The following is a 22,436-nucleotide window of genomic DNA, read 5'->3' on the forward strand; positions in this document are numbered from 1 at the left end:
GCTGGCGGCGGCGGGGTTCAGGGAAAGAAGGTCAGGTTGAGGATGCGCACCAGCACCCCGGCGAACAGCAGCATGCCGCCATAGCGCAGCCACTGGTATTCGCTTATGGTGAGATCTTTTGCCCGGTTGAAGACGATCCTGGGCAGGGCCAGCCAGTCCTTCTTGCGGCTGCCGTAGCGCAGGGTGCCCGCCAGCACCAGGGTCAACCCGGCCAGCAACAGCAACAGTTCGATGATTTTCAGCCAGTGCATGACGCCCCTTCCCGGCACCGCGTTGGCGCCCTTGTGTTAACAGCTTGTTGCGGCCAGTGTAACCGGCCGGGCGCCCACCCGGCCATTAGCCAAAGGTCGCAGGTTCAGCAGGCCCATTCCCGGTACAGGGGCACCCTGGTCATGCGGGACAGCTCGTCCAGGTAGGCATCGAGGGCCGGGCCGAAGTCCAGCCCCTTGACCATGGTCAGGTTGCGCAGGGTAGGGAAGAGGTGGATATCGTCCCAACTGAGGCGCCGGTCCGCACGTCCCGAGGGCGGTAGCAGCCAGTCCAGCTCGGCCAGGGCCTGCCCGGCCTTGGCGATATAGGCCGGGGTGTCTTCCAGGGCGTCTTCGAAACTGCGTTCCAGCAGGGCGCTCTTGTTGCGGGTGAAGTAGTCGATGGCCTCGGGGCTGGCGAATTCCGGCAGTGGCAGACGCACGTTGCGCGGGAACAGCAGTCCCCAGAAGGCATGTTTGTGCTGCTCCTGCCAGCGGCTTATCCGCTCGGCATCGACGGCCGGCGCCAGGCTGTGTGCGCTTTGCTCCATCAGCAGGGCGACGATATCGGCACTTTCGGCCATAAAGCCGCCGTCCGCCTTTTCCAGGATGGGCACGGCGTTGTAGCCCACCATCCGCTCCCGGGCGGTTACGTCGTGGTTGTCCAGGTAGACGTAGTCCGCGGCCAGCTCGCCGTATCCCACGGCCATCATGGCCTTGACGCAGAAAGGGCAGTGATCGAACAGATATAACTTCACGTGTGCTCTCCTTGAGGGTTACAGCACCAGGCTGTAGAGGGCGACCGGGCTCAGCCGTGCCAGGGTCTGGGCAGCGGTGTCGTGCTGGCGGATATCGGCTTCGGCCTCCACCATCACCGCCTGGCGGATCCGGGTCGGTGTCGCGCCCTGCAGCAGCACCTGGCTCAGGGCCAGCTGCATGGGACTCAGGCTCGGGTTAAAGGCGGCGTTTTCCAGGTAGCGGCCCCGGCAGATACGGCCGTCGTCCAGCAGCAGTGCCACCCCGGCCCGGTTCTGGCTGTAGGGGGCATAGCTGGCGTTGGCCTCACTCAGCGCCGCCAGGATCAGCGGATCCTCGGTATCGAAGGCGAGGCTGCCGGCCGGGGCATTGAGCATGCCGCCGTCAATGCCCAGATCCGCCGGGCCGAAGGCGTGGGGCAGCAGCTCGGCCAGGCTCTGGCGCGTCTGGGGAAGAACGATGACCAGCTTGTCCTGGTTCAGTTCGTTCATAAACTGGCGGCAATGGCCGCAGGGGCTGGCGGTGACCACCACCTTGTCGATGGTGGTTTCCCCCCACAGGGCGGCGTGGCCGATGGCGGACTGCTCGGCGTGCAGGGAGTGGTTGAGCGGCAGGCCGTCCACCTCCAGGTTGGCGCCCAGGTACCAGTGCCCGGAGCCGGCGATGGCCAGGGCGCCGACCCGAAAGTTGGAAACCGTCGGCAGCGCCTTTTGCTGAGCCAGAGGCAGCAGGCTCAGGGCCAGGTTATCGTTATCCAGGCCGGTGGTCTGCTGCAAGGCCGCCACCTGCTCCGGGCTGAAGCGGCAGAGGGTGTCGAGTTGCAGTTGTTGCAGTGCCTTGTCGAGGGATTGGGCCATCATAGCCTCCTTGTTGGACTCAGGACATGAACCAAAGGTACAGATGAAACAGCGGCGGGGCCAGCACGGCGGTGGCGATGCCGCACACCACCATGGCCAGGGAAGAAAAGGCCCCCTGCACTGCGCCCACCTCGGCGGCGGCGCCGGTACCGATGGCGTGCGCCCCGGCCCCCATCGCCAGGCCCTGGGCTTCCGGGTGGTGGATGCCCGCCAGCCGCATCAACGGAAAACCGATCACGGCGCCCATCATGCCGACGATGATCACCAGGCCCGCGGCGATGGCCGGAATGCCGCCCATGGCCTGGCTGACGCTCATTGCCAGGGGAGTGGTGATGGACTTGGTGGCGATGGAGGCCAGCAGCTCGGGGCGGGCGTGCATCAGGGCGCCGATCAGCAGGGTGGTGCCCACCGAGATCAGCACCGACAGGCTGCAGCACAGCAGTATGGGCCACAGCTGGCGGCGGATCTTGGCGGCCTGCTGGTACAGGGGCAGGGCAAAGGCCACCACCGCCAGCTCCAGCAGCAGGCTGAGCGGCCGGGTGCCGGCCTGGTAGTCGGCGGGATCCTGGCCGGTGAGCAGCAGGATGCCGATTACCATCAGCGCCGGCAGCAGTATGGGATTGACCAGGGGGCTTTTCAGCCGACGCGCCAGCTTCTTGACCAGCAGGTAGAGCAGGGCGGTGAGCGGGATGGCGAGCCAGAGCATCATGGCTGCATCCTCTGATAAAGCCGGCCCACCACCAGCAGGATCAGCACCAGGCCGCTGAGGGCGGAAGTGATGATAAGCCCCAGTCCCTCGCTCAGCACCTCCACGTACGCCAGCAGGCCGGCGGCCACCGGGATGAACAGCAGCGCCATATGGCGCAGGATCAACTGGCCGCCGTCGTGGACCCAGTCGAGTTTGACCCACTGGGTGCTGAGCAGGACAAACAGGATAAAGAGGCCGATGATGCTGCCGGGAAAGGCGAAGGGCAGCAGGGCGGCGATGCCCTTGCCTGCCAGCAGGCAGGCGAGGATAACCAGAAAATCGCGGATCAGTGTCATGACGGGCTCTTACAGGGATTGCACGTAACGGGCCACCGCCTGCAGCAGGGCCAGCTTGCCTTCATCATCCTGATGCTCGATCACCAATTGTTCCAGTCGGTGCATATAGGACTCGGCCTGCTCGGCCATGACGTCCTGGCAGTGCAGGCGCCAACGCTGCCATTCCGGCTCGCTCAGGGTATGGGGATAGTTGCGCGCCCGGTAGCGGAACAGCAGCTCGGGCAGGCGGGCATCGTTGAACTGCAGCGGCAGGCCGGCCAGCACCTCGGGCTTGCTGTCGCGCACCATGGCCATGGCGGCCTTGTCCGCCTCGCCGAAAAAGCCGCCCTGATAGAGGGCCGCGTCCACATTGCCGGCGGGGGCAAACTCGCGCTCCTGCTGGTACAGCTCCACCACCTTGGCGCGGATTTCCGGATGGCGGCGCAGCAGATCCAGGCTCTGGCGGCAGCGGGCCCGGTCGATGCCGAGCGCGTCGGCGCGGCGTTCGGTCAGCGCCGCCGCCTTGGCCAGCACCGGACACTTGTTGATGTGCACCAGCTTCACCGGCACCGGGGCCAGCTCGCCCAGTTCCTCCCGCCTGGTGTAGAGCCGCTCGCGCAGCTGTTCCGCGTCCAGCTCCACCAGGGGACTCAGGTCCATCGCCAGGTTGACGCAGATCACCGCGTTGGCGTTGTCCGGGTGCCAGGCCAGGGGCGCAATCCAGCTGGCGCAGCCCTGCCAGGCCGAGAACATGCCGGAGACGTGCACCAGGGGCTGGCCGTTGATCACATCGATCAGCGCCTTCACCTTGTTCTTGGCGCGCAGGTCGAACAGGTAGTCGAACAGCTTGGGCTGGGCCCGGCGCAACAGCCGGGCCAGGGCGATGGTGGCGCGCACGTCGGCCAGGGCGTCGTGGGCGTTACCGTGATCGATGCCGTTGGCCTCGGTCAGCCGCTCCAGTCTGAAGCTCGGCTTGCCGTCCTCGTCTTCCGGCCAGTGGATGCCCTCTGGGCGCAGGGCGTAGAAGGCGCGCACCACGTCCAGCAGATCCCAACGAGAGTTGCCCTGCTGCCAGCTGTAGGCGTAAGGGTCGTAAAAGTTGCGATACAGGGTGAAGCGGGTCACCTCGTCGTCGAAGCGGATATTGTTGTAGCCCAGGATGCAGGTGTTGGGCTTGCTGAACGCTTCATGGATGCGGGCGATGAATTCGGCCTCGCACAGGCCCTGCTGCTGGGCCTTCTGCGGGGTAATGCCGGTGATCAGCGTCGCCTCGGGGGAGGGCAGGTAATCAGCGGGCAGACGGCAGTAAAGCATCATCGGCTCGCCGATCTCGTTCAGCTCCGCATCGGTGCGGATGCCGGCAAACTGGACCGGCCGGTCGAGGGCGGGGCTGATCCCCGCCGTCTCGTAATCGTGGAAGAAAAAAGTGGGCTGTGCTGCTTGGTCGCTCATGAGTCGTCGGATCTTTATGTGTTGGTCGTGCCGGGCGCCGCCCGAGGCCTGACAGTATAACACCCCGTCGGGGGCTTGGGGGAAATCGGCACCCTCGGCCTAGCCGTGCTGGTCCTCGTCCGCGGCCGCGGCCGGGGCTTGCAGCAGGCGATCGAGGTTGGCGAGCATCAGGCCGGCAATATGCTGGAACTGTTGTTGTTCGGCCGGGCTCAGGCCCCGGCAGATCTCCCGGCAGACCCGCTCCCTGGTCTGCCCGACCCGCTGCATCAGGGCGCTTCCCGCCGCCGTCGGGTGGAGCCAGTGGCTGCGTTTATCGTCCGGGTTGGCTTGGCGGTGCACCAGGCCCATCGCCAGCAGCTCCTTGAGCAGCCGGGTGACCTGGGCCTTGTCCCGCCGGGTGAGCCGGGCGATGGTATTGGCGGTACAGGGGGCGTTGTCTCCGATGGTGCCGAGCATCAGGATATGCATGGCATTGATGTTCGACTCACCCACGCTCAGATCCTGCTTCATCGCCTGGCGAAAACGGTGCAGCAAGGCCAGCAGTTGTTCCTGCAGGGAAGGAGTATCCATAATAACGCATCCGAAGTAGTTGATTTTATCAATTAAAGCAATATGATTGATATTATCAACTATGTATCGGAGACGCAATCGATGACAAAACAACTGGATGGCGCACCGCCCCGGGCCCGGCTGGCGGAAGTGGTGAAAACGGAAGAGCTGACCCCCCATCTGCGCCGTATCGTGGTGGCGGGGCCGGAGCTGACTACGCTGCCGGAAGATACCCTCGGTCGTTACGTCAAGGTGCTGTTACCCGGCCAGGACGGCGGAAGGCCGAACCTGGCCCTGCGAGGGCCGGCGGCGGCGATCAAGCGTTCCTACACCGTCCAGCACTACGATGCCGCCCGCGGTGAGCTGAGCCTGGATTTCGTGGTCAACCGGCACCGGGGGCCGGCGACCCGCTGGGCCGCCGGGGCCGAGGTGGGCCACGCCCTCGGCATCGCCGGCCCGGGACCACGCAAGCCGATGCCGCTGCAGGCCTCCCATTACCTGCTGGTGGGGGATCTGACTTCGATCAATGCCCTGTGGTACTACGCCGAGCGGCTGCCGGCCGGTGCCCGGGCCGATGTATTGATTGAAATCCCCACGGCGGAAGATCGGCAGGCCCTGCCCTCCCTGCCCGGGGTGCGGGTGCATTGGATAGTGGAACAGCCGGACAGCCGGCGGTTGCTGCAAGCGGTGCAGGCGTGCACGGGGGTTTCGGCGCAAAGCGAAGTGTTTCTCGGCACCGAAGCCGGCAAGGTCAGGGCCGTCAAGGGGTATTTGCTGGAGCGGACGGGCATCAGCAGTTTGATGATGCAGACCACCGGTTACTGGAAACGTGGAGTGGACGCCGAACGGTTCGGCAAGGAGAAACAGCAAAACCCGCTATGACCGGGCCGTGCTGGCAACAAAAAGGCCGGAGCGGATCCGACCTTGATTGGAAGTTTATTCGGCCACGTCTTCCACGGGTTCGAAGTCTTCGTCGTTGTTGCCCGATGCCATGGGGGTACACAGACGGTGAACTCGTTTGGGACCGATGACTTTCAGGTACTTCAGCCAGACTTTGGCATGGCGGCTTTCCGGAGCTGCCCCTTGCTGAACCTGCTCGATAAAACGTTGCTCTTCATCGGTGGCCGGCGCCCGCTGCCCGGTATATAACCCCAGCATGGCGTGACCGCATTGCTCAAGCAATTGGGCTTCCGCCACCGTGAACTCGCCACAACGACGCAACCCGCGAGGGAAGTGGGCGAAGTCCTGAAAAGGCTTGGGTGACTCAAAGCTCATATTCACTCTCACTCTAAGTGGCTCTATAGATCGCGGAAAGTATGGCACCGCGTGCCGGGACGCAAAATCAATTTTTTTCATGAATCGTGAAAAAATACTTTACGACGATTTCCTGCCATCCGGGCCGCCATCCCCCTGGCCCGGCTCGTGCCCGTCGTGGGTCAGTTCGACGAAGCGGGGGTGCTGGCGCAGGGGTTCGAACTCTTCGTCTTCCGCCGCCACATTACGCAGGTGCACATTGCGCTGGATGGCCAGTTCCAGGTCGGCCAGGGCCTGCTCTTCGTGCCCCACGCCCGCATGGGCACAGGCCCGCTGGTAGAGGGCGTGGGCGTTCTGCGGATCGACCTGCATCACTCGGTTGCACAGGCTCAGCGCCCACTGGCGCTCGTTCATCATCAGCGCGGCGTCGGCCTTGTGGGTCAGGGCGTCCAGATCGCCGGGCTTGATGCGCAGGATCTGGTCGTAGATGTCCATCTTGGCCTGGGGGCTCTGCTCCTGGCTGGCCCGCAGCCAGAGCGCGTGGATCTCCTGGAAGCGCTCGATTTCCCGGTAGTTCTCCGCAATCACCTTGGTCTTGCGCTGCAGCTCCCGCTCGATTTGCTTGAGCTTGCGCTCGTAGGTGTCGGTGATCTGCCGCATCTGGGTTTCGGCGTATTCCCGGGCGTTCTTCTTCAGCTCGCGCAAGGACTGCCAGCCGACGATGGCCAGCACCGAGGCGGCCCCGGCCAACAGGTAGAAGAAATAGGTCACGGTGATATTGGCGTAGCTCATCGCCTTGTCGGCCACCGCCAGCTCCTTCTGCACCACCTCTTCCTTCACGCTCACCTGAAAACCGGCCATCTCCATGCGCAGTGCTTTCAACTCATCCAGCATGTAGCGCTCCATAAAGGGAGTCAGCCGGGTTCTGACGTCTTCCGTCGGTTCGCCGTCGTGGGCGGGCTGGTCGGTTACCTGAGCGGAAACGGCGAAGGAAATGATTAAAAAACAAAAGGATAGAAACATCTTGGGCATAAGGTTACCGGATTGAACTGAGAGGAGGTCAGAAAATAACCGGGGCAAGGATACCGTGATGATGCTTCGCTTTCAAACCAGGACATGGGCGGCACTCGCATGCCGCCTGTTTAGGGGTCAAATCAGTTCCACTTCTTCTGCCTGTGGTCCTTTCTTGCCCTGGGTGACCACAAAGCTGACCGGCTGGCCTTCTTTGAGGGTCTTGAAACCATCACCCTGAATGGAGGAAAAATGAACGAACAGATCCGCCCCCGATGAGCGGGAGATAAATCCAAAGCCTTTTTCCTCGTTGAACCATTTGACGGTTCCTGTTTCTTTAGTGCTCATAGTGTATTTCCAGTTTGGCCTGACAAGGTGACGAAAAAAGCTTCGCCACTGCATTGATAGTAGCAGGTGTCGATCAAAACGAGACGCTGGCGCAGGCAAAAGTCGGCCCGGCCCAGTGCCGACAAGGGCCGAGGCCGGCCTGCGACAAGCCGGAGAGCGGGGGCGAGAGAGGGGTTTTTTCGTCGGAATACGATGAGAAAATGTATGCTGTTCAAATTAATTTAACAGAGATTGGCTTGCAATTTATCAATGGTTTGTTAGGTTAATAAAGGATTTTTACTTCGCCTACTAACTAAAACTGATTAGGCTCATAATGATGGATACAGACACGGATACTACTATTGACCTGCAGTTACTGCTGCGTCGCCCCACGTCCACCGACGGTTACGCGATAAACCGCCTGATCGCCCGGTGCAAGCCGTTGGACACCAACTCGACCTACTGCAACCTGCTGCAGTGTCTGCACTTCGCCGATACCTGCATGCTGGCGGAGGACGAGGAAGAAGGGACCCCGCTGGGGTTTATCTCTGCCTACCGCAAGCCCAAGGATCCGAGCACGCTCTTTGTTTGGCAGGTAGCCATAGATAAACGCGCCCGCGGCGAAGGCCTGGCCCGCACCCTGCTCGATACCATACTGGAATCCGAAGCCTGTGCCGGTGTCACCCATATCGAAACCACCATCACTGCCGACAACGCCGCCTCCTGGGCACTGTTCGAGAGTCTGGCGCGCGACAAGGGCAAGGGGCAGGGAATACGCCATGTGCTGTTCGATCAACAGCGCCACTTCAATGGCAACAGCAACAGCGAGATCCTCTATCGCATTGCCCTCGGCTGAGTGAACGGCCGCTTCCCGCTTTATTTTTTCGCTTTTGAGATTTGAACTCAGGACTTTAAGGAGTCGTTATGAGTATTTTTGATGTAATGGAATCCAGTGTACAGACTTACGCCCGCTCTTTTCCGGTGGTATTTAATCAGGCCCGGGGCGTCTGGCTGCACGATAACAAAGGCAAGCGTTATCTGGATTTCCTCGCCGGTGCCGGCACCCTGAACTACGGTCACAACCACCCGGCGCTGAAGGAAGCCCTGATCGAATACATCCAGGCGGACGGCATCGCCCATGGCCTGGACATGCACACCTCCGCCAAGGCGGCGTTCCTGACCGCGCTGCAGGACATCATCCTGAAGCCGCGCGCCATGGAACACGTGGCCCAGTTTACCGGCCCCACCGGTACCAACGCGGTGGAAGCGGCGATGAAGCTGGCGCGCAAGGTAACCGGCCGTAACAATATCGTGGCCTTCACCAACGGTTTCCACGGCGTCAGCCTGGGGGCCCTGGCCGCTACCGGCAACCAGCACCACCGCGGCGGCGCCGGTACCGTGCTGGCCAACGTGACCCGGCTGCCCTACGACGGTTATCCCGGCGCCGGTGAAGACAGCCTGCTGTTGTTCGAGACCATGCTGAACGACAACTCCAGCGGCCTCGACAAGCCCGCCGCCGTGCTGTTTGAGGTGGTGCAGGGCGAGGGCGGCCTCAATGTCGCCTCCGTCGAGTGGCTGCAGCGTCTGGAGCAAATCTGCCGCCGGCACGATATCCTGATGATTGTCGACGATATTCAGGCCGGCTGTGGCCGCACCGGTACCTTCTTCAGCTTCGAGCCTGCCGGCATCAAGCCGGACATCATCACCCTGTCCAAGTCGCTGAGCGGCATGGGCCTGCCCTTTGCGCTGGTGCTGATGCGCCCCGAGCTGGATCAGTGGGAGCCGGGCGAGCACAATGGTACCTTCCGCGGCAACAACCATGCCTTTATTACCGCCCGCAAGGCGCTGGAAACCTTCTGGCAGGACGACAGCTTCGCCGCCGGGGTACGGGCCAAGGGTAAACTCCTGACCCGCCGCCTGCAGGCCATGGCCGACAAGCACCCGCAGCTGTTCGACAAGGTCAAGGGCCGCGGCATGATGCAGGGCATCGCCTGCCGTAGCGGCGAGATTGCCGACGTGATCACCTCCAAGGCTTTCGAGCGCGGCCTGGTGATCGAGACCGCCGGCCCCAACGATGAAGTGGTGAAGTGCCTGTGCCCGCTCGTTATCACCGAAGCCGAACTGACCCAAGGCCTGGACTGGCTGGAAGCAGCCATCGACGAGACCGCCGGCGAGCGCCTGAGCAAGGCGTCTTGAGCCCGGCCCGTCGCCGAGATGTTCATGAACGGATGCCCGCCTGCGCAGGCATGACGACGACAGCATAAGTAGAACAGGGCAACGGGAGAGCTGCTCCCTCTGTCTTTCTTCTGCCTTCGCTGTGCCATTTATTGCACCCGCGGAATGTCGTTCAACAGATTTTTAATGCCTGCCAAGGCAGGTAATTCAGAATAGTAAAAGGAAACGCCATGATCGTACGTACTCTTGCCGAATGTGAACAAAGCGAGCGCCGGGTCGAATCCGAAACCGGTACTTGGGAAAGCACCCGGATGTTGCTGAAAAGCGACAACATGGGCTTCTCGTTTCACATCACCACCATTTATGCCAATACCGAAACTCATATCCATTACCAGAACCACCTGGAGTCGGTGTATTGCATGAGTGGCAACGGCGAAATCGAAACCCTGGCCGACGGCAAAGTGTATCCGATAGAGCCCGGCACCCTGTATATCCTGGATCAGCACGATGACCACCTGCTGCGTGGCGGCAGTGAAGACATGAAGCTGGCCTGTGTGTTCAACCCGCCGATCACCGGCAAGGAAGTGCACAACGCCGACGGCGTCTATCCGCTGGAAGCCGAGGAAGCCAACGGCTGATACCGTGCGGGGGCCATCGGCCCCCGCCCCGGACATTTTCACTGGGCAGGGCATGACCCCAGCCCATTGAAAATGTGCGACCCAAATCTGCCATGTCCAAAATAAGAAACGGGAGTTTATTGTGTCTCACACAGTAGAAAAAATCGGCGGCACCTCCATGAGCCAGTATCGGGCGGTACGGGACAACATTGTGCTGCATAAACGCAAGGCCGGTGAATATTATCAACGCATGCTGGTGGTGTCGGCCTTCGGAGGCATTACCGACGGCCTGCTCGAATGCAAGCGTACCGGCGCCCCCGGCGTGTACGCCACCTACGCGGACGCCGAGGACGACAGCGCCTGGGAGCAGGCACTCGACAACGTCAGCCAGCGTATGGCGCAGATCAATGAAGACATGTTCGGCACCACCCCCGAACGGGTCCTGGCCGACTCTTTCCTCAACGAGCGCATCGCCGGTATCCGCGACTGCCTGCATCACCTGCGTCAGGTCTGTGCCTTCGGCCAGTTCCAGCTGGCCGAGCAGCTACAGACCATTCGCGAGCTGCTGGCCGCCATGGGCGAGGCCCACAGCGCCCACAACATGGTGCTCTACCTGCGCCAGAGCGGGGTCAACGCGGTGCTGATGGATCTCACCGGCTGGCGTACCGACGAGACGCTGCCGCTGGACGAGGTGCTCCGCCAGGCCCTGGCCCGGGTGGATTTGTCCAGCCAGCTGCCGGTGGTTACCGGTTATGCCCACTGCCGGGAAGGACTGATGAGCAGCTTCGATCGGGGCTATAGCGAAATGACCTTCAGCCGGCTGGCGGTGTTGAGCGGCGCCCGCGAGGCTATCATCCACAAGGAATACCACCTGAGCAGCGCCGATCCGCGGCTGGCGGGCGAGGACCAGGTGATCCCCATCGGCCGCACCAATTACGACGTGACCGACCAGCTGTCCAACCTGGGGATGGAAGCCATTCACCCCCAGGCCGCCAAGGGACTGCGCCAGCAGGATATTCCGCTGCGGGTGCGCAACACCTTCGAGCCGGATCACGAAGGCACCCTGATCACCACCGATTACCGCAGCCCTTCGCCCTGCGTGGAAATGGTGGCCGGACGCCGCAACCTGTTCGCGGTGGAGCTGTTCGACCAGGACATGGTGGGGCGGGTATCCCACTACGCCGAGGGCTTTACCGACGAGCTGGACAAGATGCAGCTCAACCTGGTGGCCAAGGACATGAACGCCAACACCCTGACCTATTACCTGGCCGGCAACCGCAAACAGGTACGCCGCTTGGTCAGCTCGCTGCAGCGTCGGTTCGAGAACGCCGACGTCACCACCCACAAGGTGTCGCTGGTCTCGGCGGTGGGCAGCGACATGAGCATCCCCGGCCTGCTGGCTCGCTCGGTGGGCGCGCTCAACAGGGCCGAGGTGCCGGTGCGCGCCGTGCACCAGTCGCTCAGGGCGGTGGAGATGCAGTTTATCGTGGACGATAAATACTACGAGCAGGCGGTGGTGTCCCTGCACGACGAACTGGTGCAGACCCACGCCGACACCGTGGCCCTGGCCGTGGCCTGATCAGAGTGGGGGATGAGGGGTGAGGAGTGCCCCATCCCTGGAGCGCGGGCGGTCCGCCCGCCTTCCTGCACAGCGGGAAGGTAAGCCATATATTTCTACGTCCGCACCGTTAGTCTTCGTCACCTCCGCAAAGGCAGTGATCCATGGCAGGGTGCACCGGGCCTCCGCCTTCACGGGAATGACCGCAAACTCTTCCAGCCTCCAGCCTCCAGCCTCCAGCCTCCAGCTTTCCTCCATCCTCGGTTTTTGGCACACTTGCCCTTTGTTTCCTTATTTATCCGGATACCTTCAATGGCAAAGCGAGCCTGTGCCCTGCATATACTGGTCAAGACCGAAGCCGAATGCCTGGCGCTGAAACAACAGCTGGACCAGGGGGCCGACTTTCACAAACTGGCCAAAAAGTATTCCATCTGCCCCTCGGGCAAGCGCGGCGGTGATCTGGGGGAATTCAACAGGGGCGACATGGTCGGCCCCTTCGACAAGGCGGTGTTCGGCGGGCCAGAGCTGGTGGTGCAGGGGCCGGTCAAAACCCGTTTCGGCTATCATCTGATCAAGGTGCTCTATCGCAACTGAGCGGTACGCCCTTTTTTCCCAAGGATAGCGCATGTACCTTGAGCATATTCAGATACGCAACTTTATGGGCATCAATCAGCTGTCGTTGCCGCTGGATCAGAGCACGGCGCTGATAGGAGAGAACGCCTGGGGCAAAACCAGCCTGTTCCGCGCCCTGTGGCGGCTGCTGGGGCGGGGGGCCTGCTGCTACGGCTTTGTGGAAGATGACTTCTACCGGCTCGATCAGGGGCAGACGGCGGAAGAGCTGCAGATCATCCTCAGCTATCGTGAGCACCGGCCCGGCATCAGCGAGCATTCCGCCCGGCTGGCCCGGCTCGAACCGGTGTGGGTCAGGCACAAGGACAGCTACCACCGGGTGCATTACCGCGCCCGGGCCTGGCGCACCGCCATCGGGGTGGAAAGCCGGCACGACTTCGTCGACGCCGGCGGACTGCCCATCGAGCTCGACAACCCCGCCGCCCTGGTGCATCTGCTGATTGAAATGAACCCGGTGTTCCGCCTGCGCGACTCCCGCGGCGCGCCCCAGGATTTGCCCATCGTCAACCTGAACGGCGATTACGAACAGCTGCTGACCCGGCTGAGCGAGCAACTGGCGGAAGAAGAAGAGCTGAGCCAGCAAGACATCAAGGCCGGGCTGGACGCAGTGCGCCAGCTGTTTGAACACTACTTTACCCCCCAGGGGGCCACCAGCCGGGCGCCGCGCCGGGCGCGGGACATCGCCGTGCACCCGGTGACCCTCAGCCAGTTGGGCAAGCTGAACGATTGGCAGCCGATGGGGGAGGAGAGTGGCCTGTCGCTGGCACTCTCGTCCGTGGCCCGCACCGTATTGCAGGCCCGGGGCGGCCGCCCCATCGAGACGGGCTCCCGCCCGCTGCTGCTGATCGAGGATCCCGAGAGCCGGCTGCATCCCACCACCCTGGCGGTAACCTGGGGCATCCTCGAGCGCTTTCCCGGCCAGAAGCTGGTGACCACCAATTCCGGCGACCTGCTCTCCGCCTTTCCGCTCAATCACCTACGGCGGCTGGTGCGGGCCGAGCACGAAACCCTGAGCTTTCATATCGGTAACGAGCGATACAGCGGGGAGGACATGCGCCGCATCGCCTTTCATGTGCGCATCAACAGGCCCATGTCGCTGTTCGCCCGCTACTGGCTGCTGGTGGAAGGGGAAACCGAGATCTGGCTGCTGTCGGAGCTGGCGCGTATCTGCGGCTATGTGTTGCCCGCCGAGGGTATCCGTATCATCGAATTTGCCCAGTGCGGCCACAGCCCGCTGATCAAGGTGGCGCGGGATTTCGGCATTGGCTGGCACCTGCTGACCGACGGCGATGAAGCCGGGCAAAAGTATGCCCAGGGCGTGCGCAGTATGCTGCGCGGCGAACGCGAGCAGGATCACCTGACGGTGCTGCCCCGCTCCGACATCGAACACTACCTGTTCTACAACGGCCTGGAGCCGGTGTTCCGGCAGGAGGCGCAAATTAACGACAAGCACACCCCGGCCACCCGCATCATCGACCGGGCCCTGAGCCGGCGCAGCAAGCCGGGCATGGCGCTGGCGGTGGTCGAGGCCATCGAGCTGCAGGGCCCGCAGCTGGTGCCGGCGGAATTGCGGCGGATGTTCGCCCGCATGGTCGCGATCGCCCGCCGACAACGGTAGAATGGTCCGGTTTCAAGACTCTGGGAGAACTCACCGATGACAGAACTCTTGCCGGCGCGGTTGTTTGCGCCCCTGGCACTCACCGCCATCGCGGCCCTGGGCCTGCTTGTCTGGGTATTGCGCAACGGCGATCTGTGCCCCGGCCAGCGCCGGCGGATCAGTGATGGCCTGCTCTCGGCCTGGGCGGTGTTCGGCCTGGCGCTGATGCTGGGGGTGGAGGCCGGCGCACCCCAACCGCTACTGTGGCTGGGTGGCCTGGCGCTGGCCACCGGGCTCGGCACCGTGCTGTACCAGGCGCGGTTGCAGGGCAAGCGCAGCCTGGGGCTGAGCTGGCATTACCCGGCCCTGGGTCTGGCCGTATTGTATGGCCTCTGGCTCGGCTGGCGGATGGGGCCGGTGTGGGCGCTGCTGGCGGCTGGCAGTGGTGGTTGCGTGTTCACCCACCTGATCATGGTGCGCGCCAGGCACCGGCTGCAGGCCTTCAACACCCTGCTGCCCCTGGCCGGCTCGGTGTTCGGGGTGCTCTGGCTGCTGGCGCTGCTGGTGCGCGCCCTCGGGGTGAACGAGGCGCAGCTGCAACCCCTGGTCATGCCCTTCGTGCAGGTCAGCGGGGCCGTGCTGATCGGCGCCCTGGTGTGGTTTGCCCCGCTGCTGCGCAAGGAGCAGACCAAACCACCAGTTATTGCCGTTGCCGCCTTGTTGATGATAGGGGCATTGACCCTGGGACAGGGCATCATCTGGCATCTGTCCGGTAACATTAGTTAAACATAAAAATTTTGCGATAAATCACAAATTTTTCTCGTTGTACTTGCCATTTAGCCCCACCTAGAATGCGCGCCTCAAAATCCGGAGGCGCCATGCACTTGATACCCCTGTACACCCACCTGATCCTGCTGACCCTGGGCAATGCCTTCCTGGTGACCCTGGTGGCCGTGTACCTCAATGGCCAGGGGGCACCCGCCGCACAGATCGGCCTGGTGGGCTCGGCCTTCTACCTGGGCATGCTGGGTGCCAGTTTCTTTGCCGACAAATTGATCCAGCGCCTGGGCCACGTACGGTCGCTGATCCTGTGCAGTGCCACCCTGGCCCTGGCGGCGGTGACCCTCACCTGGACCAGCCTGCTGCCGGTTTGGCTGACCCTGCGCATGGTGGCGGGCATGGCGGCGGCGGTGAGTTTTGTGGCGGTAGAAAGCTGGGTGCTGGGCGTGGCGCCGCTGCACCGGCGCTCCAGCGCCATGGCTCGCTACATGCTCATCTATTATTTCAGCTACGGCATCAGCCAGCTGTTTATCGACTGGATCCCCGCCGATCACCATGCCGCCTTCTGGCTGGCGACCGGCCTGTGCGCCCTGGCCATGCTGCCGCTGCGGTGGGCTCGGCGTCCGGATCTGAGTGCCGAAGCGGGCAGCAATGCCAACAGCGGCAAACCGCCCCGGGCCGACCGGGCGCTGGGGCTGGCCGGCTGCCTGGTAGCGGGTATGCTGCTGGGAGCGCTGTACGCGCTGATGCCCATTCAGCTGCAACAGCTGGCCCGGGGCGATGAAATCGGCCTCTACATGGCCTGGCTCATCCTCTGCGGCATGGCCTTCCAACTGCCCAACGGCAGCCTGGCCGACCGCTTCGGCAAACGCACCATGATGGCGGTGCAAACCCTGATGATCGGGGCCGGCTGCCTGCTGCTGTGGGAGTTCAGCGGCAATGGGGCGCTGATCATGGCTTTTATCCTGCTCGGGGCGGGGGTGTTCACCCTGTATCCCACCACCATGTCCTATGCCTGCGGCAAGATGCACGGCCGGGCGCTGGTGAAAATGACCCAGAAGCTGATGTTCGCCTACAGCATCGGCTCGCTTGCCGGCCCGATGATGGCGGGCATAATGCTGGAAAAATTCCAGGCCGGTCTCTTCCTCTTTATTATCCTGCTGGTGGCGGGCTGGGCCCTGTGGCTGCTGCTGGTGCGGCTGGTGCTGGACAAGCCCCTGGGCGACGCCGCCTGAAACTCCTCCGTCGCCGGGCCTGTCCAAGTCCGGTGACAGCCTGTCTCCCGCACCGCGCGGGAAGCGTCCCCGCCGCTCCGCCTTCGGTCAATCTCTGACACTTGATGGCCCGCGCCGATTCCCAATCGTCGGCGAGGGAGTACACTGCTGGAGCATGGTGCCGTTAGAGGCCGAAACCAGGCATGAAAAACGCTGGTCTATACTGTCAGCAGCCAACGATAATGATAAGTATCCCAACCATCACAGGGGGAGCCGATGAAACTGAAAGCATTATCCATCATCACCGTGCTGGGGGCGCTCGGCCTGGCCGGTTGTGCCAATACCGACCTGTATTCCGGTGACGTTTACCGCGGCAGTGATGCCAAGCAGTCCCAGAGCGTGACCTACGGCACCGTGGTGTCGGTGCGCCCGGTGACCATCCAGGCCGGCGATGAAAACCCCAACCTGATCGGCACCGTGGGTGGCGGTGTGGTCGGCGGTATTCTGGGCAGCCAGGTGGGGGGTGGTTCTGGCCGCTCCCTGGCCACCGCCGCCGGCGCCATTGCCGGCGCCATGGTGGGCACACGGGCGGAAGACAAGATAAACCAAGTGAATGCGGTCGAACTGGAGATCCGCACCGACATGGGGGAAAACCTGGTGGTGGTACAAAAGGCCGACCGCACCTGGCAATCGGGCCAGCGGGTACGGCTGGTGGGCTCCGGCAGCAGCATGAGCGTGGCCCCGTACTGAGGCATAACTTGAGAAAACAAAAAGGCGCCCCAGAAGGGCGCCTTTTTATTATCAGGAAATATTATTATTTCTTAGTGTTTTACAGTCCTGTCTTCCCGGGCTCAGTTAAAATTGTGCCAAGGAAGGTGCAGAAACGGCGACCAGGGCCGCGCAGACTGTAAAAATGACGGTTACAACTAACTCTTTCATTTTTTACCTTCCTCAACAGTGGGCTGTCACCACAATATACGAGCATGATGCTGGCTTTTCAATCGGTATTTTGTGATTTTTTCGGGTAATGGTATTTTTTGTTTATGTATCCCATATTTTTACACATTTTTGTCGTGATAATACACCGTTCACGCCCACTTAAGGAGATGGTTGTAGAGTTTTATTTTATTTAAAAAATAAATTAAATCATCATGTTATGTTGTTTTTATGCGTCATTTTTATGGTTGGTGGTCGATGGTGGTGGTTGTTGTTATGGATGGCTCTCTTTCTCGTTCTTAAATCCCGATTGGTCAAAAGGTGGGCTTGTTACTAGCCTTAGTGGTGATAAAAATACCAATAACGAGCACGGAGAGAGCAAAATGAAGCATATGGATATGCTGCTGCCGCTGTTTACGCGGTTGTACGACTGCCGAACCAGCACCACGGACTACAGCCCCATTTTCGACGATATCTGCACCGGCCTGGAGCTGGAAGGCATCACCCTGCTGCTGGCCCCGCCGTCCGTGGCCAACATCCGGACGGATCCCTGCCAGTGTTTCGACGGCGGCACCCCCTATCGCCCCCTGGCCGAGCTGTGGCCGCTGCTGTATGGCCGGCAGAGCCGGCTGACCGCCCGCCATTGGTTTAAAACCCTGTTTGTGCCCGGCGGCCTGTGCCGGGGCGCCCTGGTGGTGGACCACGACGGACGTTACGACCATCTGTCATCCGGCGTGCAATGGCTGGCGCAGCAGTTGCTGGAGTGGCAGCAGCACTACTGGTATCTGTCTCGCCTGCAGGCGTGCAGCCGCTGGCTGGAAACCTGGATCAACCTGTCGGTCCGGCCCCAACTGGTGTGCGACCGGCAAGGCAACATCATGTTGGTCAACCAGGGCGCCCGACTGCTGCTCGAAAGCCGCCAGGGCATGGCATGGGACAATGCCGGCCGGCTGGCCTTTATACCGGGCGTCCCGGAAGGTGAGCTGCTGTCTTTTGCCGAGCTTGGCCGGAGCAGGGCGGACGGCGCCCAATTGATGCTCGCCATGGCCGACAGCGTACAGGTGGCGCACCTGGTGCGGCTGCCCGCCGGAGGCGACTGGCTGGTGGTGATCAAGGATCCCGAATTGCCGCCGGAGCCGGATATCGACAGCCTGGCCAGCCTCTTTGCCCTGAGCCGGGTCGAGCAGGAGCACCTGGCGCTGCTGGCCAAGGGCTGTTGCACCAAGGAGATTGCTCAATATCGCCATATCAGCCTGGAAACGGCGAGAACCACCCTCAAGTCCATTTTCAGGAAAACGGGGCGCCGCCGGCAGACCGATTTATTGCTGTTAATTCAGGCACTAAGTTGATGTCATGCAGGTGCCGGAGCTGCCTTCGTCTCCATTGTTGCCGGATTTCCTGCTAGACTGCGCGCCAGTTTTAACATGAGCAAATGGGGTTGGGTTTGGCGCAGTCGGTTGAACAATTGCAGGCAAGGCTGAAAGAATGCCGGGGCGCACAGCGGGGGCGGTTTCGTCGCCGCTTGCAGGGGCTGGAAAAACTGCCCGAAGCGAAGCGGCAGCCGCTGCTGGAACGCATCGCCCTCGAGATGGCGACTTCCATGGCCGAGCGGGCCCGCCGGCAGCAGTTGCTGCACAGCCCCATCCACTATCCGCCGCAGCTGCCGGTAAGCGAAAAGCGCGAGACCATCAAGGACGCCATTCGCGACCACCAGGTGGTGATCATCGCCGGCGAAACCGGCTCGGGCAAGACCACCCAGATCCCCAAGATGTGCCTGGAGCTCGGCTTCGGCATAGAAGGCACCATAGGCCACACCCAGCCCCGGCGGCTGGCGGCCCGCAGCGTGGCCAGCCGGCTGGCGCAGGAGCTGGAATGCGAGCTGGGCGAGCGGGTCGGCTACAAGGTGCGCTTCAACGACCAGGTCAGCGCCGAGACCCAGGTAAAGCTGATGACCGACGGCATCCTGCTGGCCGAGATCCAGCAGGACCGGATGTTGCGTCAGTACGACACCATCATCATCGACGAGGCCCACGAACGCAGCCTTAATATCGACTTTATTTTGGGCTACCTGAAGCAACTGCTGCCCAAAAGGCCCGATCTCAAGCTGATCATCACCTCGGCCACCATCGATCCGGAGCGTTTTTCCAACCACTTCGAGGGCGCGCCCATTATTTCGGTGTCCGGCCGCACCTACCCGGTGGAGCTGCGCTACCGCCCGCTGGTGGAGGACGACACCGAACGCGACCAGTTGCAGGGCATTTTCGATGCGGTGACCGAGCTCACCAAGGAAGGGCCGGGCGACATCCTGATCTTTATGAACGGCGAGCGGGAGATCCGCGACACCGCCGATGCCCTCAACAAGCTGGAACTGCGCCACACCGAAATAGTGCCGCTGTATTCGCGGTTGTCCAACGCCGAGCAGAACCGCATTTTCGAATCCCACACGGGCCGGCGCATCGTGCTCGCCACCAACGTGGCGGAAACCTCGCTCACCGTGCCCGGCATCCGCTACGTGATCGATCCGGGCACGGCGCGCATCAGCCGTTATTCCTACCGCACCAAGGTACAGCGCCTGCCCATCGAGCCCGTGTCCCAGGCCAGCGCCAACCAGCGCATGGGCCGCTGCGGCCGGGTGGAGGCGGGCATCTGCATCCGCCTCTACGGCGAAGACGACTTTCTGAGCCGGCCGGAATTTACCGACCCCGAGATCCTGCGCACCAACCTGGCCTCGGTCATCTTGCAGATGCTCTCATTGGGGCTGGGCGACATTTCCGCCTTCCCCTTCGTGGAAGCGCCGGACAACAAGAACATCGCCGACGGCATAAGGCTGCTGGAAGAGCTGGGCGCCGTCACCGGCCACCAGGGCGAGCTCAAGCTCACCCCACTGGGCCAGGATCTGTCCCGCCTGCCGGTGGACCCGCGGTTGGCGCGCATGGTGCTGGCGGCGCGGGAGCATGGCTGCGTGACCGAGGTGATGGTGATCACCGCCGCGCTCAGCATCCAGGATCCGCGCGAGCGCCCGCTCGACAAGCAGCAGGCCGCCGCCGAGATGCACCGCCGCTTCGCCGACGGCGATTCCGACTTCGTCGCCTACCTGAACCTGTGGAACTACCTCAAGGAGCAGCAGAAGGCGCTGAGCGGCAACCAGTTCCGCAAGCAGTGCATCAAGGAATTTCTCAACTACCTGCGGGTGCGCGAGTGGCAGGACATCTACAGCCAGCTGCGGCTGGTGGTGCGCGAGCTGGGTTTTGCCCTGAACAGCGAGCCCGCCGACTACAACAGCCTGCACCGGGCGCTGCTGACCGGCATGCTGAGCCAGGTGGGCATGCGCGATGGCGACAAGAAGGACATTCTGGGCGCGCGCAACGCCCGCTTCGTGCTGGTGCCGGGCTCGGTGCTGGCCAAGAAGCCGCCGCGCTGGCTGATGGTGGCCGAGCTCACCGAGACCCAGCGCCTGTACGGCCGTATCGCCGCCAAGGTGGACCAGTCCTGGCTGGAGGAGGCGGGGGCGCATTTGCTCAAGTCCAGCTACAGCGAGCCGCACTGGTCCAAGAAGCAGGGCGCGGTGATGGGCTATGTGAGCCAGAGCCTGTTCGGCCTGCCGGTGGTGGTGCGCCGGCGGGTGAACTATTCCGAGGTGGACCCCACACTGTGCCGCGAGCTGTTTATCCGCCAGGCGCTGGTGGAAGGGGAGTTGGCCACCCGCCACGAGTTCTTCCACCACAACCGGGCGCTGCTGGAGCAGGCCGAAACCCTGGAGCACAAGTCCCGCCGCCGGGATCTGGTGATCGACGACGAGACCCTGTTCCGCTTTTACGACGAGCGGCTGCCGGCGGACATCGTCTCCATCCGCCACTTCGACAAGTGGTGGCAGCAGGCGCGCAAGGACAACCCCGAGCGGCTGCACTTTACCGAAGAGATGCTGCTGAACGAGCGGGCCGGGGCGGTGACGGTGCGCGACTACCCGGACGCCTGGCAGCACGACGGCCTGAACCTGCCGCTGGAGTACCAGTTCGAGCCGGGCAAGGACGAAGACGGGGTGACGGTGCGCATTCCGTTGCCGCTGCTCAACCAGGTGGCGGCCGAGCCCTTCGAGTGGCAGGTGCCGGGACTGCGCCGGGAGCTGTTGATCGCGCTGATAAAGTCGTTGCCCAAGCCGATGCGCAAGCACTTTGTGCCGGCACCCAACTTCGCCGAGGCGCTGCTGGCGGCCATGACCCCCTTCGAGGGCCGGCTGCTCGACCAGATGGAAAAACACCTGCGCCGCATGACCGGGGTGACGGTGCCGCGCGAGGACTGGGACTGGAGCGTGCTGGCGCCGCATCTCATCATGCGTTTTGCGGTGCTGGACGCAGACGGCAAGGCATTGGCCGCCGGCCGGGATCTGGAGCGGATAAAGCTCGCCCTGCAGGGCCAGGTGCAGACCGCCCTGACCCAGGCGGTGGACGACGACCGCTTCGAGCAGGAAGGGCTGACCGCGTTCCCGGCCCGCGCCATTCCGCAGACCTTTGCCGCCAAACGCGCCGGCTTCGAGGTGAAGGCCTACCCGGCGCTCAGCGATCAGGGCGACAGCGTGGCGTTGCAGTTGTGCGAGGATGAAACCAGCCAGGCCCAGACCATGTGGGACGGCCAGTGCAAGCTGCTGCAGCTGCAACTGCCGTCGCCCATCAAGTACCTGCAGGACAAGCTGCCCAACAAGGCCAAGCTCGGCCTTTACTTCAACCCCTACGGCAAGGTGCTGGATCTGGTGGACGACTGCATCCGCGCCGGCATCCACCAGCTGATGCGCCAGTACGGGGCGCCGGCCTGGACACCGGAGGAGTTCGCCGCGCTCAAGGACAGGGTGGCCGGCGAGCTCAACCCCACGGTGGCGGCCATCGCCCTGCAGGTGGAAGAGGTGCTGAGCCGGGCCCAGGCCATCAAGAAGCGGCTGAAGGGCAAGATCGATCTCGCCATGGCCATGGCGATGTCGGACATCCAGGCCCAGCTCGACGGCCTGATCTTCCGCGGCTTCGTCACCGACACCGGCGCCGAGCGGCTGAAAGATCTGAGCCGCTACCTGGAGGCGCTAAGCCGCCGGCTGGACAAGCTGGGCATAGATCCGCACCGGGACCGGGCCCACCTGCTGAAGATCCAGCAGGTGCAGACCGCCTACCAGGCGCTGCTGAACAAGCAGCCCAAGGGCAAGCCCCTGGCCCCCGAGGTAAAGGAGGTGCGCTGGATGATAGAGGAGCTGCGGGTGTCCTACTTCGCCCAGACCCTGGGCACCCCCTACCCGGTATCGGACAAGCGGGTACTGCAACAAATAGAGGCGTTGTGAGCCGGTGAGGCGTGAAGGGAGAGGCGTGAGGGGAGGGAGGAGTCCATACATCGCGAAGGCGGGGGACCAGGGGCAGGTAACGCGGGAGAGAGCAAGGGAAGCGACAGCCCTGCTTTCCTTGCCCCCACCCCC

At 62.9% G+C, this 22,436-nt stretch carries 22 protein-coding genes; 12 read left to right on the forward strand and 10 right to left on the reverse strand.

From position 1 onward, the window contains the following. Positions 1-17 precede the first annotated feature (17 nt). From C7H85_RS01900 to C7H85_RS01930, 7 genes are all read right to left on the reverse strand, one after another. Complete coding sequence (locus tag C7H85_RS01900) at positions 18-251, reverse strand: hypothetical protein (protein WP_106728025.1); 234 nt, start codon at positions 249-251, stop codon at positions 18-20. Between the two features lie 104 nt (positions 252-355). Beyond that, the gene (gene grxB, locus C7H85_RS01905) at positions 356-1,006 is read right to left on the reverse strand and encodes a glutaredoxin 2 (protein WP_106728026.1); all 651 of its coding nucleotides are present in this window, start codon (positions 1,004-1,006) and stop codon (positions 356-358) included. Between the two features lie 18 nt (positions 1,007-1,024). Further along, positions 1,025-1,861, reverse strand: coding sequence for a cytidine deaminase (cdd, locus tag C7H85_RS01910; protein ID WP_158260049.1), 837 nt, complete (start codon positions 1,859-1,861; stop codon positions 1,025-1,027). Between the two features lie 19 nt (positions 1,862-1,880). Next, positions 1,881-2,570 (reverse strand): LrgB family protein, encoded by a 690-nt coding sequence (locus C7H85_RS01915; RefSeq protein ID WP_106728028.1) that lies wholly within the window; start codon positions 2,568-2,570, stop codon positions 1,881-1,883. Next, positions 2,567-2,905 carry a CidA/LrgA family protein gene (locus tag C7H85_RS01920; RefSeq protein WP_106728029.1) on the reverse strand — a complete coding sequence of 113 codons (339 nt, stop codon included), beginning with the start codon at positions 2,903-2,905 and terminating at the stop codon, positions 2,567-2,569. The genes C7H85_RS01915 and C7H85_RS01920 overlap by 4 nt, the downstream gene beginning before the upstream one ends. A 9-nt stretch (positions 2,906-2,914) precedes the next feature. Then, the gene (gene sbcB / locus C7H85_RS01925; RefSeq protein WP_106728030.1) at positions 2,915-4,336 is read right to left on the reverse strand and encodes an exodeoxyribonuclease I; all 1,422 of its coding nucleotides are present in this window, start codon (positions 4,334-4,336) and stop codon (positions 2,915-2,917) included. Between the two features lie 99 nt (positions 4,337-4,435). Beyond that, entirely contained in the window at positions 4,436-4,906 is a 471-nt protein-coding gene (locus C7H85_RS01930) for a MarR family winged helix-turn-helix transcriptional regulator (protein WP_106728031.1), read from the reverse strand. A gap of 81 nt (positions 4,907-4,987) precedes the next feature. Between C7H85_RS01930 and C7H85_RS01935 the strand changes: the two genes are divergently transcribed. Then, on the forward strand, positions 4,988-5,767 hold the full coding sequence (locus C7H85_RS01935) for a siderophore-interacting protein (protein ID WP_158260050.1): 780 nt from the start codon (positions 4,988-4,990) through the stop codon (positions 5,765-5,767). A 54-nt stretch (positions 5,768-5,821) separates the two neighbouring features. On the opposite strand, the gene C7H85_RS01940 is transcribed toward C7H85_RS01935, so the two are convergent. The 3 genes from C7H85_RS01940 to C7H85_RS01950 all read right to left on the reverse strand — a co-directional run bounded on the left by C7H85_RS01940 (position 5,822) and on the right by C7H85_RS01950 (position 7,498). Next, positions 5,822-6,160, reverse strand: a complete 339-nt coding sequence (locus C7H85_RS01940; RefSeq protein ID WP_106728033.1) for a MaoP family protein — start codon at positions 6,158-6,160, stop codon at positions 5,822-5,824. Between the two features lie 99 nt (positions 6,161-6,259). After that, positions 6,260-7,171 (reverse strand): TPR end-of-group domain-containing protein, encoded by a 912-nt coding sequence (locus C7H85_RS01945; protein WP_168388227.1) that lies wholly within the window; start codon positions 7,169-7,171, stop codon positions 6,260-6,262. 117 nt (positions 7,172-7,288) lie between these two features. Next, the gene (locus tag C7H85_RS01950; RefSeq protein WP_106728034.1) at positions 7,289-7,498 is read right to left on the reverse strand and encodes a cold-shock protein; all 210 of its coding nucleotides are present in this window, start codon (positions 7,496-7,498) and stop codon (positions 7,289-7,291) included. Positions 7,499-7,814: 316 nt separating this feature from the next. On the opposite strand from C7H85_RS01950, the gene ectA reads away from it, so the two are divergent. From ectA to hrpA, 11 genes are all read left to right on the forward strand, one after another. Further along, complete coding sequence (gene ectA, locus C7H85_RS01955) at positions 7,815-8,333, forward strand: diaminobutyrate acetyltransferase (protein WP_106728598.1); 519 nt, start codon at positions 7,815-7,817, stop codon at positions 8,331-8,333. Positions 8,334-8,401: 68 nt separating this feature from the next. Next, positions 8,402-9,673: a diaminobutyrate--2-oxoglutarate transaminase gene (ectB, locus tag C7H85_RS01960; RefSeq protein WP_106728035.1), complete on the forward strand. Its 1,272-nt coding sequence runs from the start codon at positions 8,402-8,404 to the stop codon at positions 9,671-9,673. A 209-nt stretch (positions 9,674-9,882) separates the two neighbouring features. Continuing rightward, on the forward strand, positions 9,883-10,290 hold the full coding sequence (locus C7H85_RS01965) for an ectoine synthase (RefSeq protein ID WP_106728036.1): 408 nt from the start codon (positions 9,883-9,885) through the stop codon (positions 10,288-10,290). 121 nt (positions 10,291-10,411) lie between these two features. Further along, entirely contained in the window at positions 10,412-11,848 is a 1,437-nt protein-coding gene (locus tag C7H85_RS01970) for an aspartate kinase (RefSeq protein ID WP_245879533.1), read from the forward strand. 291 nt (positions 11,849-12,139) lie between these two features. Beyond that, the gene (ppiC, locus tag C7H85_RS01980; RefSeq protein ID WP_106728039.1) at positions 12,140-12,421 is read left to right on the forward strand and encodes a peptidylprolyl isomerase PpiC; all 282 of its coding nucleotides are present in this window, start codon (positions 12,140-12,142) and stop codon (positions 12,419-12,421) included. Between the two features lie 31 nt (positions 12,422-12,452). Then, on the forward strand, positions 12,453-14,075 hold the full coding sequence (locus tag C7H85_RS01985) for a DUF2813 domain-containing protein (protein ID WP_106728040.1): 1,623 nt from the start codon (positions 12,453-12,455) through the stop codon (positions 14,073-14,075). 36 nt (positions 14,076-14,111) lie between these two features. Then, positions 14,112-14,840: a hypothetical protein gene (locus tag C7H85_RS01990; protein WP_106728041.1), complete on the forward strand. Its 729-nt coding sequence runs from the start codon at positions 14,112-14,114 to the stop codon at positions 14,838-14,840. Between the two features lie 92 nt (positions 14,841-14,932). After that, on the forward strand, positions 14,933-16,069 hold the full coding sequence (locus C7H85_RS01995; protein WP_106728042.1) for an MFS transporter: 1,137 nt from the start codon (positions 14,933-14,935) through the stop codon (positions 16,067-16,069). A gap of 255 nt (positions 16,070-16,324) precedes the next feature. After that, the gene (locus tag C7H85_RS02000; protein ID WP_106728043.1) at positions 16,325-16,798 is read left to right on the forward strand and encodes an outer membrane lipoprotein; all 474 of its coding nucleotides are present in this window, start codon (positions 16,325-16,327) and stop codon (positions 16,796-16,798) included. 569 nt (positions 16,799-17,367) lie between these two features. Continuing rightward, complete coding sequence (locus tag C7H85_RS02005) at positions 17,368-18,333, forward strand: helix-turn-helix transcriptional regulator (RefSeq protein WP_106728044.1); 966 nt, start codon at positions 17,368-17,370, stop codon at positions 18,331-18,333. Positions 18,334-18,428: 95 nt separating this feature from the next. Next, positions 18,429-22,304, forward strand: a complete 3,876-nt coding sequence (hrpA, locus tag C7H85_RS02010) for an ATP-dependent RNA helicase HrpA (RefSeq protein WP_106728599.1) — start codon at positions 18,429-18,431, stop codon at positions 22,302-22,304. Positions 22,305-22,436: the final 132 nt, after the last annotated feature.

The sequence above is a fragment of the Zobellella endophytica genome (assembly GCF_003012775.1).
GTDB classification, from domain to species: Bacteria; Pseudomonadota; Gammaproteobacteria; order Enterobacterales; family Aeromonadaceae; genus Oceanimonas; species Oceanimonas endophytica.

Bases quoted from the DNA above. Each gene is read 5' to 3' on its own strand.
- cdd (WP_158260049.1), bottom strand. From the start codon at position 1,861: ATGGCCCAATCCCTCGACAAGGCACTGCAACAACTGCAACTCGACACC.
- C7H85_RS01915 (WP_106728028.1), bottom strand. From the start codon at position 2,570: ATGATGCTCTGGCTCGCCATCCCGCTCACCGCCCTGCTCTACCTGCTG.
- C7H85_RS01940 (WP_106728033.1), bottom strand. From the start codon at position 6,160: ATGAGCTTTGAGTCACCCAAGCCTTTTCAGGACTTCGCCCACTTCCCT.
- C7H85_RS01930 (WP_106728031.1), bottom strand. From the start codon at position 4,906: ATGGATACTCCTTCCCTGCAGGAACAACTGCTGGCCTTGCTGCACCGT.
- C7H85_RS01985 (WP_106728040.1), top strand. From the start codon at position 12,453: ATGTACCTTGAGCATATTCAGATACGCAACTTTATGGGCATCAATCAG.
- C7H85_RS01965 (WP_106728036.1), top strand. From the start codon at position 9,883: ATGATCGTACGTACTCTTGCCGAATGTGAACAAAGCGAGCGCCGGGTC.
- C7H85_RS01950 (WP_106728034.1), bottom strand. From the start codon at position 7,498: ATGAGCACTAAAGAAACAGGAACCGTCAAATGGTTCAACGAGGAAAAA.
- C7H85_RS01935 (WP_158260050.1), top strand. From the start codon at position 4,988: ATGACAAAACAACTGGATGGCGCACCGCCCCGGGCCCGGCTGGCGGAA.
- ppiC (WP_106728039.1), top strand. From the start codon at position 12,140: ATGGCAAAGCGAGCCTGTGCCCTGCATATACTGGTCAAGACCGAAGCC.
- sbcB (WP_106728030.1), bottom strand. From the start codon at position 4,336: ATGAGCGACCAAGCAGCACAGCCCACTTTTTTCTTCCACGATTACGAG.
- C7H85_RS01920 (WP_106728029.1), bottom strand. From the start codon at position 2,905: ATGACACTGATCCGCGATTTTCTGGTTATCCTCGCCTGCCTGCTGGCA.
- C7H85_RS01990 (WP_106728041.1), top strand. From the start codon at position 14,112: ATGACAGAACTCTTGCCGGCGCGGTTGTTTGCGCCCCTGGCACTCACC.
- ectA (WP_106728598.1), top strand. From the start codon at position 7,815: ATGGATACAGACACGGATACTACTATTGACCTGCAGTTACTGCTGCGT.
- ectB (WP_106728035.1), top strand. From the start codon at position 8,402: ATGAGTATTTTTGATGTAATGGAATCCAGTGTACAGACTTACGCCCGC.
- C7H85_RS02000 (WP_106728043.1), top strand. From the start codon at position 16,325: ATGAAACTGAAAGCATTATCCATCATCACCGTGCTGGGGGCGCTCGGC.
- C7H85_RS02005 (WP_106728044.1), top strand. From the start codon at position 17,368: ATGAAGCATATGGATATGCTGCTGCCGCTGTTTACGCGGTTGTACGAC.
- C7H85_RS01995 (WP_106728042.1), top strand. From the start codon at position 14,933: ATGCACTTGATACCCCTGTACACCCACCTGATCCTGCTGACCCTGGGC.
- C7H85_RS01945 (WP_168388227.1), bottom strand. From the start codon at position 7,171: ATGCCCAAGATGTTTCTATCCTTTTGTTTTTTAATCATTTCCTTCGCC.
- C7H85_RS01900 (WP_106728025.1), bottom strand. From the start codon at position 251: ATGCACTGGCTGAAAATCATCGAACTGTTGCTGTTGCTGGCCGGGTTG.